Here is a 17,750-nt window from a genome sequence, read left to right as displayed (position 1 = left end):
TCATCATATGGATTTACAGCCATTCTTAGAGAATTATAGGTATAAACTGTTATCAGGATTTATTCGACATTCATAGCAATATATCAACCTAACTTTCATTTTAGCAACCGTATTTTCAGGTTTCCCAAAAACGACAAAAATCGCATTTTCAAACAACTCCAATCAACCCCATCACCCCCAAAAACAAAAAGCCACTCCTCAAAAAAGAGAAGTGGCCACCACCATCAAAATGAAGTGCGTTCTATCCCGTACTTCCTAATCCGATACTGTAGATTCTGCCTGCTCATCCCAAGGGATTTCGCCGTTTTGGTAATATTAAAGTCATGGTATTTCAACGCTTTTTGAATATAATAGGTTTCCGCTTCTTCCATGAAAATTTCCAGTGGCTTGATTTCGGTTCCGGATTGGTAGAGGAACTCGGATTCATCCTGATTTTCTTCTCCAGTCGCCGTATGATGAATCCTCTGCCTGAATCCGAATGGAAGGTGGTTGAAACCAATCTCCTCTTCAAAGCCAACAAGATTATACGCTCCCTCGATGACATGCTCAAGTTCCCTCACATTGCCCGGCCAGTCATACTGCTGGAAAATCTCCCTCACTTCATTCGAAATCCCTTTGATACTCATGGCGAAATGGTGGTTGAACCGGTCAATGAAATAATTCACAATCTCCGGTAAATCTTCTTTTCTCGCACGGAGAGAGGGGATGAAGATGGAAACAATGCTCAGCCTGTAATAGAGGTCCTTTAATAACCGTCCTTCTGCGATGGCGTCGATGGGATCCTCGTTCACCGTCGCCATCACCCGCACATCGTATGGAAGGTCCGTCCCCCGGGAAAAGAAGTTTAATAGCTTCTCCTGAAGGGAAGGGGTTAAGGAGTTGATTTCATCGAGCAGGAGCGTTCCTCCCTGTGCTTGTTGGAAGAGGGATGGCCGGTGATCTTCCGGGTTGCTGCCTTCCCGCTCTTCATGAAAAAGGATTTCTTCAAGCATATCATCACGTAATGATGAACAGTTCTGGGTGATGAAGGGACGGTTGGCGCGTGCGCTGTCGTTATGGATGCTTTGAGCGAAAAGCTCTTTGCCGGTCCCGATTTCACCACAGATCAACACAGGGGAAGAAGTCCTTGCAGCCCGCTTTCCGGTTTCGACTGCGTCCTGCAGGCGGTCATGCTTACCGATGATGCTATCAAAGGTATATAAGCTGCTCGGGCGCTTATGTAATTGATCCCTCATCACCTTTTCGAGCTTGGTGATGTCCCTGGCAATTTCGATCGCTCCAATCAACACCTCCTCATGAAAGATAGGGAATGTATCGTTCATTGTAGTGATTTCAATTCCATTTATATTAAAGTAAGTTTGCTTCACGTTGAGGGTAGGTTCCTTTGTGCTGAGAACTTTAAGAAGAGTACTTTCCTCTTCGGAATGAAATTGGAAAACATCCAGCAAATTTTTATCAAGGACGTCTTCGATTTCCATGCCTTCGATTTCCCTCATTTTACGATTGTAGATGATGGTTCTACCGGTAGAATCGATGACATGAACGCCTGATTCGAGGTGTTCAGCGACTTTTTCGTACATATACAAACGCTTTTCAGATTCCAGCATGCTGTCTCACTCCTCTTCTTTTTCAATAGTTCTTACTGCAAAATCTATCGTCAATAAAAAATGATTTTGAGCGGATTTTCCATCCGGCCGTTGCTGAATTTAAGACTCTTAAGGAATTGAATCGGCAAAAAGAGCGGAATTATAAAAAATTTTTAAAAAACTCTTGAAAAACGCAACTATCTTTTGCATTATTATAAGTGTAAGGGTTTTCTAAATGCAAATTTTTTTTGCATACCTGTTAACTAGCCTCGTCATATGGCATTAAAAATAAAATGCTTTTAAGCAAGGAGGAACTTTCATGGCAGTAAGTACTCATTCAATTATTGAACAAACCGAAAAATATGGTGCGAAAAACTATCATCCCCTACCAATCGTTATTTCAGAAGCGGAGGGTGTATGGGTCAAGGATCCGGAAGGCAATAAGTATATGGATATGCTTAGCGCTTATTCAGCGGTCAACCAGGGACATCGTCATCCAAAGATCATCCAGGCGTTAAAAGATCAAGCAGACCGTGTGACACTGACGTCACGTGCGTTCCACAACGATCAATTAGCCCCTTGGTATGAGAAGATTTGTAAGATGACTGGTAAAGACATGGCTCTTCCAATGAATACGGGTGCAGAGGCCGTGGAAACGGCGATCAAGACAGCTCGCCGCTGGGCGTATGATGTGAAAGGTGTAGCAGAAAACAGTGCGGAAATCATCGCGTGTAACGGGAACTTCCACGGAAGAACGATGACAGCTGTTTCCCTTTCTTCAGAAGAAGAATACAAGCGTGGTTTCGGCCCGATGCTTCCAGGAATCAACTTGATTCCATACGGTGATCTGGATGCGTTAAAAGAAGCCATCACACCAAATACAGCCGCTTTCCTAATCGAACCGATCCAGGGGGAAGCAGGGATCGTATTCCCTCCTAAAGGCTTCATGAAAGCAGCGTATGAATTATGTAAAGAAAACAACGTTCTATTCATTGCAGACGAAATTCAGGCAGGTCTTGCCCGCTCAGGGAAAATGTTCGCGTGTGAGTGGGAAGATGTTGACCCTGACATGTACATTTTAGGAAAAGCACTTGGAGGCGGAGTGTTCCCGATTTCATGTGTTGTGGCTAGTGAAGACGTATTAGGCGTATTCAATCCTGGCTCCCACGGTTCTACTTTCGGAGGGAATCCGATGGCATGTGCGGTTTCTGTCGCGTCACTGGATGTATTGATCGATGAAAACCTGGCAGACCGTTCTCTGCAATTGGGAGAATACTTTATGAGTAAACTTCGTGAGATAGATAATCCTATGATTAAGGAAGTTCGTGGCAGCGGATTATTTATCGGAGTGGAACTGAAAGAACCAGCCCGTAAATACTGTGAACAACTGAAAGAAGAAGGACTGCTTTGTAAGGAAACACATGATACAGTCATCCGTTTCGCTCCACCACTTGTCATCTCACAAGAAGATCTGGATTGGGCAATTGAAAGAATCAAAAAAGTATTGTCTTAATTCCCTCTGGGGTAAAAAGTTTTTTTCTTAAATAGACTGGAACAGGCATGAAAATAAAAATTATTTCTTTCCCCAGTCAATGGTTAAAGATACGGTAATATGTTACAATTACAACGTTTCAGATCACATAATAAAGAGGCGAATGTTTACAATGGGAGAAAACCTTAATCTGTTTACTTCTACACAGCATGTCATCAATGATGCTTTATCGAAGCTTGGATATACGGAAGAAATGTATGAACTTCTGAAAGAGCCGATTCGTATGTTGACCGTTCGTATCCCGGTTCGAATGGACGATGGCAGTATCAAAGTATTTACGGGCTACCGTGCACAACATAATGACGCAGTCGGACCTACCAAGGGCGGAGTACGATTCCACCCTGAAGTGGATGAAGAGGAAGTAAAGGCTTTATCCATGTGGATGAGCTTAAAATGCGGAATTGTTGATTTGCCATACGGTGGAGGGAAAGGCGGGATCATCTGTGATCCAAGAACGATGTCTTTCACCGAACTGGAAAAGCTAAGCCGCGGTTATGTTCGTGCCATCAGTCAAATTGTCGGTCCTACAAAGGATATTCCGGCACCGGATGTATACACAAACTCTCAAATCATGGCTTGGATGATGGATGAGTACAGCCGTCTTCGTGAAAATGACTCACCAGGATTCATTACAGGAAAACCGATTGTTCTTGGTGGTTCCCAAGGTCGTGAAAAGGCAACGGCTCAAGGTGTTACCATCTGTATTGACCAAGCTGCAAAGAAACGTGGCATTGACATCAAAGGTGCACGCGTCGTCATCCAAGGTTTTGGAAATGCCGGCAGTTTCTTAGCGAAGTTCATGCACGATGCCGGTGCAAAGGTCATTGCCATTTCCGATGCCCATGGTGCCCTTCATGATCCGGCTGGTTTGGATATTGATTATCTGTTAGACCGTCGGGATAGCTTCGGTACAGTAACGACCCTATTTGAAAACACGATTTCAAATAAGGAATTGCTGGAGCTGGAGTGTGACATCCTTGTCCCTGCTGCGATTTCAAACCAGATCACTGAAGAGAATGTCTATGATATTAAAGCATCCATTGTGGTAGAAGCTGCAAACGGTCCGACTACCTTTGAAGCAACACGAATTCTTTCTGAAAGAGGAATCCTGCTTGTTCCAGACGTACTGGCAAGTGCCGGTGGAGTAACGGTTTCATATTTCGAATGGGTTCAGAATAATCAGGGGTATTATTGGACGGAGGAAGAAGTAAACGAGAAGCTTCATGCTAAACTTGTCGAAGCTTTCAACAATGTATACGAAACATCTCAGAATCGTCGAGTGAATATGCGACTCGCCGCATACATGGTCGGCGCACGCAAAATGGCTGAAGCCTCTAGATTCAGAGGTTGGGTGTAACGATCGCATAAGATAAGAACGTATTCTCAATTTATTGGGGATACGTTCTTTTTTCGGTTTTAAAGGATTTATTTCTTTAATAACGAAATGATTAGAGAGCATCAATTTTGGGTAAAATCATTGAAATTGACAACGGATGCAAAACATCGTACGATATTTACGTTCTTATGTTTAAACTAATGAACATTAAACATTTTGGAGGGATTCATGTGACAACTGAAATGATTATAGAAGAAGCGTCTATTGAAGCGGTTGAATCAACACTTCAACATCATAAGCAATTTTTTAAGTCCGGGGTTACGAGGCCACTACAATATAGAAAAGACTTGTTAGAGAAGTTCTCAGCAGTCATAAAAAATCATGAAGCAGAAATCATTGATGCATTGAAAAAAGATTTAAATAAATCTGAGATGGAAACGTATGCGACAGAAATCGGAATCCTGCTTGAAGAAATTCGGTTCGTTCTGAAGAATATCGACGAATGGGCAGAACCTAAAAAGGTCAAGACGGCGAAAACACATATTGGCTCGAAAGCCTATACCGTCCCGGAGCCTTACGGGGTAACACTGATCATCGCACCTTGGAATTACCCGATCCAACTTGCACTTGCTCCTGTCATTGGAGCGATCGCAGCCGGTAATACAGCCATCATTAAACCATCAGAATTAACTCCTTCTACATCAGCTTTATTAGCGGAAATGATCAATACTCATTTTGATCCAAGACAGCTCCTCGTCATTGAAGGAGGAGTGGAGACGACACAGCATCTCCTGAAACAGCCTTTCGATTATATTTTCTTTACCGGGAGCGTCCCAGTCGGAAAAGTGGTGATGGAAGCAGCAGCAAAGCAGTTGATTCCCGTCACTCTTGAATTGGGCGGGAAAAGCCCGTGTATCGTGGATGAAACGGCTGATATTCCTCTGGCTGCCAAGCGCATCGCATTCGGGAAAGTGACGAATGCCGGACAAACGTGTATAGCACCTGACTACCTGTTTATTCATAAAAGCAAGAAAGATGAATTTATCACTGAATTTAAGAAAACGGTTATTGAATTTTATGGAACTGAACCATTAAAGAGTGATAAATTTGGTCGGATTGTTAATGATCGTCATTTCAATCGTTTAACAAGCTATTTGGAAGATGGTGAAATCCTTTTAGGAGGGAATGTGGATTCTGGGAGCTTAAAAATTGAACCGACTTTAATGAAGCCAAGAGATTTTACCGTACCGGTGATGCAGGATGAGATTTTCGGCCCTGTTTTCCCAGTCCTAGAATATGAGGAGCTTGATGAAGTCATTGACTTTGTGACAGAGCGGCCGAAACCATTGGCCCTTTATTTGTTTACTAGCAATCCAATTACAGAAGAGAGAATCAACGGATCGATTTCATACGGTGGCGGTTGTGTAAATGATACACTGATGCACATCGTTACACCGTATCTTCCTTTCGGGGGAGTAGGGGAGAGTGGGATTGGAAATTATCATGGAGAATCAAGCTTCTCAACCTTCTCTCATTACAAAAGCATCTTAAAACAGACGACGAAGTTTGACTTAAGCTTCCGTTATCCAAGTGGAAGATTTGGTATGCAGATCATTAAGAAGTTACTGAAATAAGAAAGGTGACCCAGAGGATGGGTCACCTTTTTGACTTTTTAAGCGAAGGATCAAAGTGTAATCCTCGTTCATTTTGATGTTGTTTTGAACATCATTTATCTTGTTGGTTCAGTATGAGGTTCTCTTTCAAGCTCTTCCGTCGGTTTAAATAACAGTCCAAGGTTAATTAGACCGGCAATACCAACTAAACCGTATATGATTCGTGATAGAGCGGCATCTTGACCACCAAAGATGGCTGCAACAAGATCGAATTGAAAGAAGCCGATAAGTCCCCAGTTCACAGCACCAATGATGGTAAGAACCAAAGCAATACGTTGAATGGCACTCATGTTGTTTTCCTCCTTATTGAATGGCTCATTTATAAGTTTCCCATTGCTCCTATTCCTATTCAATTTAAATGCAACAAAATTTCCTTATGCAAGTTCTTTGCATTTGGGGGACGATATATTCGATAATAGGAAATGTGTTGAAGACATTTTGGGTAACGAAATAATTCGTCCCTTATAAAATACAAGGAGGTAACAAAATATGAATGAATTTACTTTTTACAATCCAACCAAATTGATTTTTGGAAAAGGGCAAGTAGAACAGCTGAAAGAATTGGTACCTCAATATGGCAAAAAAGTGCTTGTCGTGTATGGTGGCGGAAGCATTAAGCGTAATGGGTTATACGATCAGGTAATGTCTGTATTGAAGGATATTGATAGTGAAGTATTCGAACTTTCCGGAGTAGAACCGAATCCACGTCTTTCCACAGTCAGACGAGGTGTAGAGATAAGTAAAGAAAATAATATTGAATTTATTTTAGCTGTCGGTGGGGGAAGTGTCATCGACTGTACAAAAGCAATTGCTGCAGGTGCAAAGTATGATGGTGATGCATGGGATCTTGTAACGAAGAAAGCTTTTGCAAAAGAAGCTCTTCCATTCGGAACGGTCCTGACTCTTGCAGCGACCGGCTCTGAAATGAATGCAGGATCTGTTATCACGAATTGGGAAACGAATGAGAAATATGGTTGGGGCAGCCCGGTGACATTCCCGCAATTCTCTATCCTGGATCCGGTAAATACCTTCACAGTACCGAAAGATCATACAATCTACGGTATGGTAGACATGATGAGTCACGTGTTTGAACAATATTTCAATAATGCAACCAACACACCACTTCAGGACCGTATGTGTGAGTCCGTTCTGACTACGGTTATTGAAACAGCTCCGAAGTTGATTAATGATCTTGAGAACTATGAGCTTCGTGAGACGATTCTGTACTCTGGAACAATTGCCCTTAATGGAATGCTGCAAATGGGATACAACGGTGACTGGGCCAGCCATAATATCGAACATGCCGTGTCTGCTGTATATGACATCCCTCATGCAGGTGGACTTGCGATCCTATTCCCTAACTGGATGAAGCATAATTTGAATGTGAATCCTGCCCGATTTGCCCAACTTGCAGAACGAGTATTCAATGTCGACCCTGCCGGTAAGTCAGAAGAAGAAGTGGCACTGGAAGGAATCGAAAAGCTTCGTGAATTCTGGACGAGCATCGGTGCCCCATCCCGATTGGCAGACTATGATATCGACGACAGTCAACTGGACCTGATGGCAGACAAAGCCATGGTGAACGGCGAATTCGGTAACTTCAATAAATTAAACAAAGACGACGTACTAGCGATCTTGAGAGCATCACTTTAATGAAATGTGGGAGGGACGGACCTTGCGAAGGTCCGTCCCTCTTTATTGGTTTGTTCAGCAATAATTAGGGGAATTATATTCGGGTGAGAACAGTTGTTGAAAAAATTTTCAATGCACACGCTTACATAAAGGAGGCTTTCTTGATTCTCGGGTCAGCTTTCGATAAAGTGAGATAGAAGAAAATATTTTAATCGGAGGATGGTTATGACACACATTCGTTTTGATTATTCAAAAGCGTTATCGTTTTTTGGAGAACATGAACTTACATACTTAAGTGATGCCGTGAAGGTTGCTCATCATTCGTTACACGAACAAACAGGTGCAGGGAACGACTTCCTGGGATGGATCGACCTTCCTGTTGAGTACGATAAAGAAGAGTTTTCACGCATTCAGAAATCAGCAGAGAAAATAAAAAATGATTCCGATGTCCTTCTTGTCATTGGTATTGGTGGATCTTATTTGGGAGCCCGTGCAGCGATTGAAATGCTGAACCACAGCTTCTACAATGCTCTTCCGAAAGAAAAGCGTTCCACTCCACAAGTCTTGTTTGTTGGACAAAATATCAGCTCCACATACATGAGGGACTTAATGGACCTTCTTGATGGAAAAGACTTCTCCATCAATGTGATTTCAAAGTCTGGTACAACGACAGAACCGGCACTTGCCTTCCGTATCTTCCGCAATAAGCTTGAAGAAAAATACGGTGTTGAGGAAGCCCGCAAACGCATCTATGCGACAACGGATAAATCCAAGGGTGCCCTTAAAACGTTGGCAACGGACGAAGGCTATGAAACATTCGTTGTTCCTGATGATATCGGTGGACGTTACTCTGTTCTGACAGCCGTTGGACTGCTTCCGATTGCTGTAAGTGGAGTGGAAATCGAGACGATGATGAACGGTGCTGCACAGGCCCGTGAAGATTTCAGTAAATCTGAACTTACAGAGAACCCTGCTTATCAATATGCAGCGGTTCGTAACGCACTTTACAATAAAGGAAAAACGATCGAAATGCTCATTAACTATGAGCCTGGATTACAATACTTTTCTGAATGGTGGAAACAGCTATTTGGGGAAAGTGAAGGGAAAGACCAAAAAGGTATTTATCCTTCTTCAGCTAACTTCTCAACAGATCTTCATTCTCTTGGACAATATGTTCAAGAAGGACGCCGTGATATTTTTGAAACAGTCATCAAGGTTTCAGAGCCACGTCATGAGCTGAAAATCGAGAAAGCTGACAGTGATTTGGACGGCTTAAACTATCTAGCTGGTGAAACGGTGGATTTTGTAAACAACAAAGCGTTTGAAGGGACATTACTTGCCCATACAGATGGTGGCGTACCAAACCTGATCGTTGAAATTCCGGCAATGGATGCATACACATTCGGTTACCTGGTGTACTTCTTCGAGAAAGCATGTGCCATGAGTGGATACCTGCTGGGTGTGAATCCATTTGATCAACCGGGAGTGGAAGCATACAAAGTGAATATGTTCGCCCTTCTTGGAAAACCAGGCTTTGAAGAGAAGAAGGCGGAGCTTGAAAAACGTCTTAAATAAGGAAAGAGCACTGAGAAATCTCAGTGCTCTTTTTACATTTTTCTTTCACTTTAGGAGAAACTATCCCTAAAAGAAAGGGGATGGATCCACGTGATAGAGCTTTCATCTACTATTGAAGGACAGCATTATCAACTGTATAAGCTTGAACAGCTATTAAAGCCGCTTGGATATTCGATAGGTGGTAATTGGGATTATGATCACGGATATTTCGATTACAAAATTAATGACGAAGTAGGCTACCAATATTTGAGAGTACCGTTTACGTCTGTTGACGGTCAATTGGATTCAAGGGGGGCCACGGTTGAGTTCGGTAAACCGTTCCTTCTTTCTCATAAATACCAGCGCGGCTTGGACGATTACGCATCAACCGGAACCTTCTCAGGCTCGGTTAATCAATTTTCCGAACCACAAGATCCCGATGCAAGCTTCCCGGAAGAATATATTGAAGTCGGGAAAGAACTTGTAAAAGAGCTGGAGAACGTTTTATTCTCTAGTTAGAGATCACAAGCAGTTCATCCGTTTCTTCAACCAAAGTCGTCAAAGGAGGATTCACAGTCGTGTTTTCTCCTTTTTTTATGCCCAATAAGATAATATTGTTCTTCAGAAGGTGTGCACTTAATGAATGAAAATTTTCATTGATGTATTCATCGGAAACAGGGATCAGCTTCAGGTTATTTCCTTTAAGGTGGTTCAACAACTTTAAAATCGTCTTCGACATCCCTTGAGAAATGATACTGTTCATCATCACGTAGCTGGTTTGCATATTCGTTTGAATTACTTCATCGGCACCAGCGCGTTTAGCATTGGGCACTTGATCCTTCTGGAGGATCTCCACGACCGTGTATAAAGCAGGATGATTCCCCTTTATCGCCAGCAGTGTTAAGACAGAATTCATGTCTGCTGTCATCTCATCTTTATTTTGGTCAGCAGTGATAATGGCAATCGAAGCTTCATGAAGGTTCACTTTGTTCAAAATGGCATCCTTAAAAGGCGTACCTCTAACGAAATGAATATGGTTATTATTATAGGGGTTCTTTTGAAGGGTTTCATCGACAAGAATGATCTCACACTGGGATTGAAGAGAAGTCAGCTGGTTAATCACTTCCCGCGTTCGTTCGTTCCAGCCTACTATGACGACATGCTCTTTTCCCTTAAAGGCAGCTCTTCCTTCCAGGTAGGCATTTTGTGTCATGACCGTTTCCGCTGCAAGTGTGACAAAATAAGTTGAAAGAAAGCCTGCACCTACAAGGATGAGAACAATGCCAATCAATCTGCCTTCAAATGATGTAGGAACAAAGTCGCCATACCCCACAGTGGAAGTCGTAATAATCGCCCACCAGATCCCATCGAATAAGGAAGGGAAGGTATCGGGCTCTATGAAATGAATGATGGTTCCAAATGAAAGCATCAATGTAATGGCGATTGTAAATATTCGTATAACTAAAGGCCAGCGCAAGAATCCATGAAACATTTGCTGCACCATACTACCAGCTCCTTTTTCATCTGCACTGACCATTATTGCCTATTCAGGTTCGTCTAAAACTCTTAAAGCCATTCTTTCTTCAATAAACTGTACATATATGCATCATATACTTGATCACCCTGAAGGATATACTCCCTTAGTAAGCCTTCCTGTTTGAAACCGAGTTTTTCAACTACTCGTGATGAAGCCTTATTATAAGGAACGATCACTGCCCCTACACGATTCATTCCTTTATCTATAAATAGATAGCTGAGTAACGGGGAAAGTGCCTCACCCATGATTCCCTTACCCCATTGATCAGGGCTAAGGTCGTATCCGATTTCGCAGCGCTTATACGCTTTCGAAATGCCGTGGAACCCACATGTCCCGATCATCTTATTCGAATGCTTCTCCACGATGGCCCAGCGCATGGGACCTCCTGACTCCAAGTGTTTTTCATAGTTGTCGACCATACTTACCGCCACTTCTTTCGATTCGATCGGATTCATTCCAAAATAGCGGAGAACCTCCCGGGAAGTATAGAGTTCATGAAGAAAATCGACATCTTCTAAAGTGATCTGCCGTAATACGATTCTTTCTGTTTCAAATACTGGATATTTTCCCAAAAATATCAACCCCTTTGTACATGAAAGTATACCATGTCAGGAACGGGAAGGATGGGAAATTTCATAGTATCTTTTACTATTGGTCATGGTTTGTCATATGTGAAAGCAGCATAGATGGAGAATGATTTCTAGGGGGCACAAATGAACTGAACAAAAAAGCCCCTGTCAGTGTTAGACAGAGGCTGATTCATTATGATTTCATTCCCGCAGATTGTGAATCTGTTCTTCCTATCCTTGAAGGAAATGTTCGGTCTTTCACGTCCGTAAGAAGTGATGGATCTAATTCAGAAACGGATGCTTGACCGGAAAGGGCCATCGTCAAGTCGAGATCTGCCAGTACATTCCGGATGACATCCTTCACCCCTTGTTCACCAGCCAGGGTCAATCCATACATATAGGGTCTGCCTAAGAGAACGGAACTCGCTCCCAGGGCCAATGCTTTCACTACATCCGCACCCCGTCGGATTCCACTGTCAAATAGTACAGGGATTCTCCCATTCACAACCTGACAAATCATCGGCAACGAGTCTAAAGCTCCAACGGCCCCGTCAACCTGCCTTCCACCATGATTGGATACAATAATCCCATCCATTCCGTGATCGATGGCAAGGTTTGCGTCATCGGGGTGTAGAATCCCTTTAAGAAAGATCGGCAGGCTTGTATGATCTCGCAGGAACTCCAAGTCATCCCACTTCAAACTGGCATTGCCAAACACTTTGGACCATAGGGTTGCAGCTGCCTTCGCGTCAACTTCAGGGGGATGTTTCAGCATTGAACGAAAGACAGGGTCGCTCACATAATTCCCAACTCCTTCTCCTGACAGAAAGGGAAGATACGCGTTTTCAAGGTCTGATTCACGCCATGCCATCATCGGGGCATCAAGAGTAACGACGATAGCGGAGTATCCGGACGCTTCAGCCCTCCCCAGCATACTGGCTGCAATCTCACGGTCGTTGCTCCAATAAAGCTGAAACCATCTTGGGGAGTTACCCATGACAGAAGCGATTTCCTCCATGGAGTAAGTAGAGGCTGAGCTTGCAATAAACGGAACATTCATGGATGATGCCGCACGTGCAGACGCCAGTTCCCCATCAGGGTGAACGATGGATTGCACTCCGATGGGAGCGAGCATAAGAGGGGAGGAGTAGACTTCTCCCAATACAGTCACTTTCAGATCACGGATTTCAACGTTATTCAGCATACGGGGAACAATCTGCCAGCGGTCGAAGGCATTTCTGTTGGCGCGCATCGTATCTTCACCCCCGGCACCTCCCGCTACATAATAATAAGGACCGTCTTCAAGTTGTTCCCTGGCCTTTTGTTCAAGCTCCTCAAACCGGAATGGAATGGAGGGACGGACCTTCCTCTGATAGATTTCATTTTGGACCTGGTTTCCATACTGATTCATGGTATTCTTCTCCTTTCTTTTTTGCCGGAACAGGTGCAAATAATAAGAAGGAAGCGTATGTAATCGGCGAGCTTTTCCTTATAAGGAAAATGTTACTTATGGAATTCAGAAAAGTCAATTTGTTTTAAGAGAGTAAGAGGCCGATCAAACGACCGGACTCCCATTCATTGTCACTGGATCGATGAACCGCCAACCATCTAAAAACATAAAAAAAGGCGTCCTTATTTGTAAATAAGGACGCCTTTTTTGTGTATGGAGCATAGCGGGATCGAACCGCTGACCTTTTGGCTGCCAGCCAAACGCTCTCCCAGCTGAGCTAATGCCCCGTGAATCGGTCAAGATTAATTATAAGAAATGTTCATAGGGTTCGTCAATCTTTTTTTTTATATTCTCAGATTTCATCTATATAAAGGCGGCGAACCATTGTCCGCCGCCTCCAGACATGGACTAAGTATACTCACTCCACATCTTCATCCTTTCATCTGTTCAACAACTCTAACCCTTTCACCATTGCCAGCGCTTCTTGATCGGCAATCACCGTGACATGCTCGTGGCGATTCAAGATAGAAGCAGGGAAGTTCTCAGAGATTTCTCCTTCTACTAACTTTTTCATGGCCACTTGTTTCGCCTCACCTGAAACAAGGAGAAGGATTTCTTTGCTTTTCATAATCGAAGAAATGCCCATCGTGATGGCTTGAGCAGGTACTTCGTCAATCGAGTTAAAATAACGGGCATTCGCCTCACGTGTAGACTCGGCAAGCTCGACAATGTGGGTGTTGGATTCAAAAGAAGTACCTGGTTCATTAAATCCGATATGTCCGTTGCTGCCGATTCCCAGTATTTGAAGGTCGATTCCGCCATGTAAACGGATTTTTTCATCATATGCCTCACATTCCTTTTGGAGGTCGACCGCTTTTCCAGAAGGGATATGGGTGTTTTCTGAATCTATATCAATATGTTTAAATAGGTGGTCATTCATGTAATGGTAGTAGCTGTTAGGGTGTTTACCAGATAATCCGATGTATTCGTCCAGGTTAAACGAAGATACATGTTGATAGGAGGTCCTGTTCTGTTTATGGTCATTGATCAATGCTTCATAAAGCCCTTGTGGTGTTCCCCCTGTGGCTAATCCAAGGGTCAGCTTATCAGATGTTTTCACCTTGGATAATAGATAGTCTGCAGCGACTTGACTCATTTCATGGTAGTCTTTCACTTCAATTAGTTTCATGAGTATCATCCTCTCGAATATAGGCTATTTTTCCTTTACATATCGTTGTGTATACGTCTTTGTTTTCGTCTAATATGACGATATCTGCATCTTTCCGTGGAGCAAGGCTCCCTTTTCGATCAAAGACATTTAATTGTCTGGCAGGGTTTTCGGCGGTCATTTTGATCGCGCTTCTCATATCTGCCTTAGTGAATTCCTGGATATTTGTAAAAGCGTCTTTCATCTTCAATACGCTTCCTGCTAACGTGTCTTCGTCCAATAATGCTTTCCCGTCCTTAACCGTCACCATCTGACCGCCAAGATCATACTGGCCATTTCTCAAGCATTTGGCTCTCATGGAATCAGTGATGAGGATTAATCGTTCGTCTGTAATTTGATCGAATGCCAATTGGGCCACTTCCGGACGAACGTGGATGCCGTCTGAAATCAGTTCCACCATTAATTCTTTTCGAAGAAAGGATGCTCCGACGATTCCAGGCTCACGATGATGGAGTCCCGACATTTGGTTGAACAAGTGGGTAACATGGGACAATCCTGCATCGATGGCTTCCCCGACCTGATCATAGGTTGCACTGGAATGACCGACTGAAGCAACAATCCCATTCTCTTTTAAATAACGGATCAGTTCGTATTCATCATCAAGTTCAGGAGCAAGGGTCACCAACTTAATGTTTTCGCCTGAAAGAGCTTGCCAGGTTTTAAATACTTCGACATTTGGCTTCTGGATACGATTCAGAGGCTGTGCACCAGCTTTATCCGGGTTTATGAAGGGACCTTCTAAATGAAGTCCGAGTATTTCTGCCTGACCGCTTCTTTGCTGGTGTGACATATAGTCTGCCGTTGCCTTCAAGGCTTCTTCGATTGCATCGGATGCTTCCGTCATCGTTGTCGCAAGGAAGCTTGTGGTTCCTTCTTTTGGAAGTGTCCCGGTCATCGTGTCGAGAGCTTCACGTGTGGCATCCATTGTGTCGGCACCATTTACGCCATGAATATGAATATCTATCATTCCCGGGACAACACTATACCCATGGGGAAGTGAAATCACTTTATATTCTTCTGTATTGGTTAACTGGGAACGCTCACCCATTTCGGTGATCATTCCATTCTCAATTTTGATATACCCTTTTTCATATTCTGTATCTTCTGCATAGATGTTTCCATCCAGAATAAGCAGCTTTTCTATATTTGAGATCATTGAAATCACTCCTTGAGTACTTTACATTTCTACAATAACACCAGATAGTATAGATGTCTATACCAGTTTATGTTTAAACATTGTCTTTATAATGTAAATGCAATCTAACTTTATGAAATAATAAATCTAACTTTTATATTCATAAAATTGGTATAGACATCTATTCCTTTATGATGATATGATATGGACTGATTAAACGCTTTCAACTGAAACAAAAGGAGAGAATATTATGTTAGGATTCTTACAACGAATCGGTAAATCCCTCATGCTTCCAATCGCGGTGCTTCCTGCAGCAGCATTATTGCTGCGCTTAGGTCAGGATGACTTATTAGGAATCGCGTTCATGTCCGAAGCAGGAGATGCCATATTTAAAAATTTAGCATTAATCTTTGCCATCGGGGTGGCAATCGGATTTTCAAAAGATGGAAATGGTACAGCCGGATTAGCTGGTGCCATTGGTTATTTGGTATTAACGGGTGGGTTAAAAGCCCTTGATCCGGATTCGAATATGGCGATTTTCGGGGGGATCATCTCCGGGGTCGTGGCAGGTTTACTATATAACCGTTTTAATGATATTAAACTTCCGGCCTGGCTGGGATTCTTCGGGGGCAGACGTTTCGTTCCAATCGTAACCGCTGCGTCCATGGTTGCACTCGCAGGGATATTTGGAATCGTCTGGCCGCCGATCCAGAGCGGGATCAACTCCATTGGTGAATGGATCATCGGTGCCGGAGCAACGGGAGTCGGTGTGTTTGGCTTATTGAATCGTCTATTGATCCCGGTGGGGTTACATCACGTATTGAATACACTTGTATGGTTTGAATTTGGAACATTTAAAGATGCAGCGGGAGAAATCGTGAAAGGGGATATCCCACGTTTCTTTGCGAAGGATCCAACAGCCGGGACGTTCCAAACAGGCTTCTTCCCGATCATGATGTTTGGTTTGCCTGCAGCGTGCCTTGCGATGATCGTGACAGCGAAAAAACATTTACGTGCCAATGTATCAGGGATGTTAATCGGATTGGCCGTCACTTCATTCTTAACAGGGATCACAGAGCCGATTGAATTCAGTTTCATGTTCTTATCTCCTGTTCTTTATGGAATTCATGCTGTATTAACAGCAAGTTCAATGGTCATCACGTACGTACTTGGCATCCATCACGGTTTTGGTTTCTCGGCAGGTGCCTTTGATTACATCTTAAACTTTAACATCGGCCAAAAACCTTGGCTGTTATTAGGGGTAGGCATTCTTTATGGAATCATCTATTTCCTCATATTCACCTTCTTGATCAAGAAGTTTAACTTGAAAACTCCAGGTCGTGAAGATGATGAAGATGTGGTAGTAGCAGATGAGAACTCAGGTGGAAATAGTAAATATGAAATAATGGCTGAACATTTCCTGAAGGATCTTGGCGGGAAAGAAAACCTGGCAGTGATCGATAACTGTGCCACACGATTACGATTACAAATCAATGATGTCACACTTGTAGATGAAAAAGCGTTAAAAGCACACGGGGCTAAAGGTGTGATGAAGGTAAACAATAAAAACCTTCAAGTCATTGTCGGGACAGATGTAGAATTTGTTGCAGATGAGTTAAGAAAGTTAAAATAAATGGAGAGAGCAGACGGGTTTGTCGTAATTGGCAAAATCGTCTGCCACTTTCATATAGTCCTCGGATAATTGTCTGTTATAAACAGGGTGTATATACTAAAATAAAAGATAAATCGTTATTTCGAAAGGAGAAGCGTTCGTGGTAAATAAAAATTCTCCTCTTCCTTTGTATTATCAGTTAGAAGAGCACCTAAAACATCTAATACAGTCTGAAGAGTTAAAACCGGGTGATGCCCTTCCGTCTGAGCGGGAGCTGGCTGAATCGTTCAAGATCAGCAGGATGACCGTGAGACAGGCGATTACCAATCTTGTGAATAAAAATGTGTTATTTAGAGAAAAAGGGCGAGGGACATTCGTCTCTCATCGGAAAATCGAACAAAGTCTCCAAGGCTTAACAAGCTTTAGCGAAGACATGAAGAGTCGAGGACTCGAGCCAGGCAACAAATTATTGCATTTTGAAATTTCTCCCGTCGGCGAGGATATTCAGAAGCTTCTTTCGTTAGAAGAAGAGGAACTTGTGTATACAATGAAACGAATCCGTCTTGCAAATGGTGAACCGATGGCACTGGAAACAAGTTATATCCCGGTGAAGCTGCTGCCAGGATTGAATCAGGAAATATTGGGGAAATCACTGTATCATTATATTGAAAGTGAGTTGAACCTTCACATCAGTCATGCCACTCAATCAGTGGAAGCGGCGATTGTGACGGAAGAAGATACGAAGCATTTAAAGGTGAAGAGCGGGGAGCCGGTACTGCTCATCCAACGAGATTCATTTTTAGAAGACGGTACCCCTTTTGAATTAGTACGATCGATTTATCGAGCTGATAAATATAAATTCAAAATCAACTTGGACAGACTGTGA

15 protein-coding genes and 1 tRNA gene are annotated in these 17,750 nt (G+C 43.0%); 8 read left to right on the top strand and 8 right to left on the bottom strand.

Annotated elements, in window-relative coordinates:
- Window positions 1-224: 224 nt before the first annotated feature.
- Window positions 225-1,607, bottom strand: coding sequence for a sigma-54 interaction domain-containing protein (locus ACXAF2_RS07785; RefSeq protein ID WP_475138053.1), 1,383 nt, complete (start codon window positions 1,605-1,607; stop codon window positions 225-227).
- A gap of 298 nt (window positions 1,608-1,905) precedes the next feature.
- On the opposite strand from ACXAF2_RS07785, the gene ACXAF2_RS07780 reads away from it, so the two are divergent.
- From ACXAF2_RS07780 to ACXAF2_RS07770, 3 genes are all read left to right on the top strand, one after another.
- Window positions 1,906-3,099: an ornithine--oxo-acid transaminase gene (locus ACXAF2_RS07780; protein ID WP_475138052.1), complete on the top strand. Its 1,194-nt coding sequence runs from the start codon at window positions 1,906-1,908 to the stop codon at window positions 3,097-3,099.
- 151 nt (window positions 3,100-3,250) lie between these two features.
- Complete coding sequence (locus tag ACXAF2_RS07775) at window positions 3,251-4,495, top strand: Glu/Leu/Phe/Val family dehydrogenase (protein WP_148970825.1); 1,245 nt, start codon at window positions 3,251-3,253, stop codon at window positions 4,493-4,495.
- Between the two features lie 221 nt (window positions 4,496-4,716).
- Window positions 4,717-6,108, top strand: coding sequence for an aldehyde dehydrogenase (locus ACXAF2_RS07770; RefSeq protein ID WP_475139143.1), 1,392 nt, complete (start codon window positions 4,717-4,719; stop codon window positions 6,106-6,108).
- Window positions 6,109-6,203: 95 nt separating this feature from the next.
- Here ACXAF2_RS07770 and ACXAF2_RS07765 read toward each other — a convergent pair whose 3' ends face one another.
- The gene (locus ACXAF2_RS07765) at window positions 6,204-6,437 is read right to left on the bottom strand and encodes a DUF378 domain-containing protein (RefSeq protein ID WP_044338099.1); all 234 of its coding nucleotides are present in this window, start codon (window positions 6,435-6,437) and stop codon (window positions 6,204-6,206) included.
- 199 nt (window positions 6,438-6,636) lie between these two features.
- On the opposite strand from ACXAF2_RS07765, the gene ACXAF2_RS07760 reads away from it, so the two are divergent.
- From ACXAF2_RS07760 to ACXAF2_RS07750, 3 genes are all read left to right on the top strand, one after another.
- The gene (locus ACXAF2_RS07760) at window positions 6,637-7,800 is read left to right on the top strand and encodes an iron-containing alcohol dehydrogenase (protein ID WP_475138051.1); all 1,164 of its coding nucleotides are present in this window, start codon (window positions 6,637-6,639) and stop codon (window positions 7,798-7,800) included.
- Window positions 7,801-8,004: 204 nt separating this feature from the next.
- Window positions 8,005-9,354: a glucose-6-phosphate isomerase gene (locus ACXAF2_RS07755; protein ID WP_475138050.1), complete on the top strand. Its 1,350-nt coding sequence runs from the start codon at window positions 8,005-8,007 to the stop codon at window positions 9,352-9,354.
- 90 nt (window positions 9,355-9,444) lie between these two features.
- On the top strand, window positions 9,445-9,852 hold the full coding sequence (locus ACXAF2_RS07750) for a YugN-like family protein (RefSeq protein WP_475138049.1): 408 nt from the start codon (window positions 9,445-9,447) through the stop codon (window positions 9,850-9,852).
- Here ACXAF2_RS07750 and ACXAF2_RS07745 read toward each other — a convergent pair.
- From ACXAF2_RS07745 to nagA, 6 genes are all read right to left on the bottom strand, one after another.
- The gene (locus ACXAF2_RS07745; protein WP_475138048.1) at window positions 9,845-10,837 is read right to left on the bottom strand and encodes a potassium channel family protein; all 993 of its coding nucleotides are present in this window, start codon (window positions 10,835-10,837) and stop codon (window positions 9,845-9,847) included. The genes ACXAF2_RS07750 and ACXAF2_RS07745 overlap by 8 nt on opposite strands.
- 62 nt (window positions 10,838-10,899) lie before the next feature.
- Window positions 10,900-11,442: a GNAT family N-acetyltransferase gene (locus ACXAF2_RS07740; RefSeq protein ID WP_475138047.1), complete on the bottom strand. Its 543-nt coding sequence runs from the start codon at window positions 11,440-11,442 to the stop codon at window positions 10,900-10,902.
- A gap of 190 nt (window positions 11,443-11,632) precedes the next feature.
- The gene (locus tag ACXAF2_RS07735) at window positions 11,633-12,850 is read right to left on the bottom strand and encodes a lactate 2-monooxygenase (protein ID WP_475138046.1); all 1,218 of its coding nucleotides are present in this window, start codon (window positions 12,848-12,850) and stop codon (window positions 11,633-11,635) included.
- Between the two features lie 253 nt (window positions 12,851-13,103).
- Window positions 13,104-13,176, bottom strand: a tRNA-Ala gene (locus tag ACXAF2_RS07730).
- A 152-nt stretch (window positions 13,177-13,328) separates the two neighbouring features.
- Complete coding sequence (gene nagB / locus ACXAF2_RS07725) at window positions 13,329-14,078, bottom strand: glucosamine-6-phosphate deaminase (RefSeq protein WP_475138045.1); 750 nt, start codon at window positions 14,076-14,078, stop codon at window positions 13,329-13,331.
- Window positions 14,065-15,273, bottom strand: a complete 1,209-nt coding sequence (gene nagA / locus ACXAF2_RS07720; protein WP_475138044.1) for an N-acetylglucosamine-6-phosphate deacetylase — start codon at window positions 15,271-15,273, stop codon at window positions 14,065-14,067. The genes nagB and nagA overlap by 14 nt, the downstream gene beginning before the upstream one ends.
- A gap of 229 nt (window positions 15,274-15,502) precedes the next feature.
- On the opposite strand from nagA, the gene nagE reads away from it, so the two are divergent.
- Together nagE and ACXAF2_RS07710 are read left to right on the top strand one after the other, a co-directional pair.
- Complete coding sequence (gene nagE / locus ACXAF2_RS07715; RefSeq protein ID WP_475138043.1) at window positions 15,503-16,885, top strand: N-acetylglucosamine-specific PTS transporter subunit IIBC; 1,383 nt, start codon at window positions 15,503-15,505, stop codon at window positions 16,883-16,885.
- A gap of 139 nt (window positions 16,886-17,024) precedes the next feature.
- Entirely contained in the window at window positions 17,025-17,750 is a 726-nt protein-coding gene (locus ACXAF2_RS07710) for a GntR family transcriptional regulator (RefSeq protein ID WP_475138042.1), read from the top strand.

The organism is Rossellomorea sp. ABR4_004, assembly GCF_056159585.1.
Note: the sequence above shows the minus strand (reverse complement) of the source record. Positions and strands in the feature narration are given on the sequence as shown.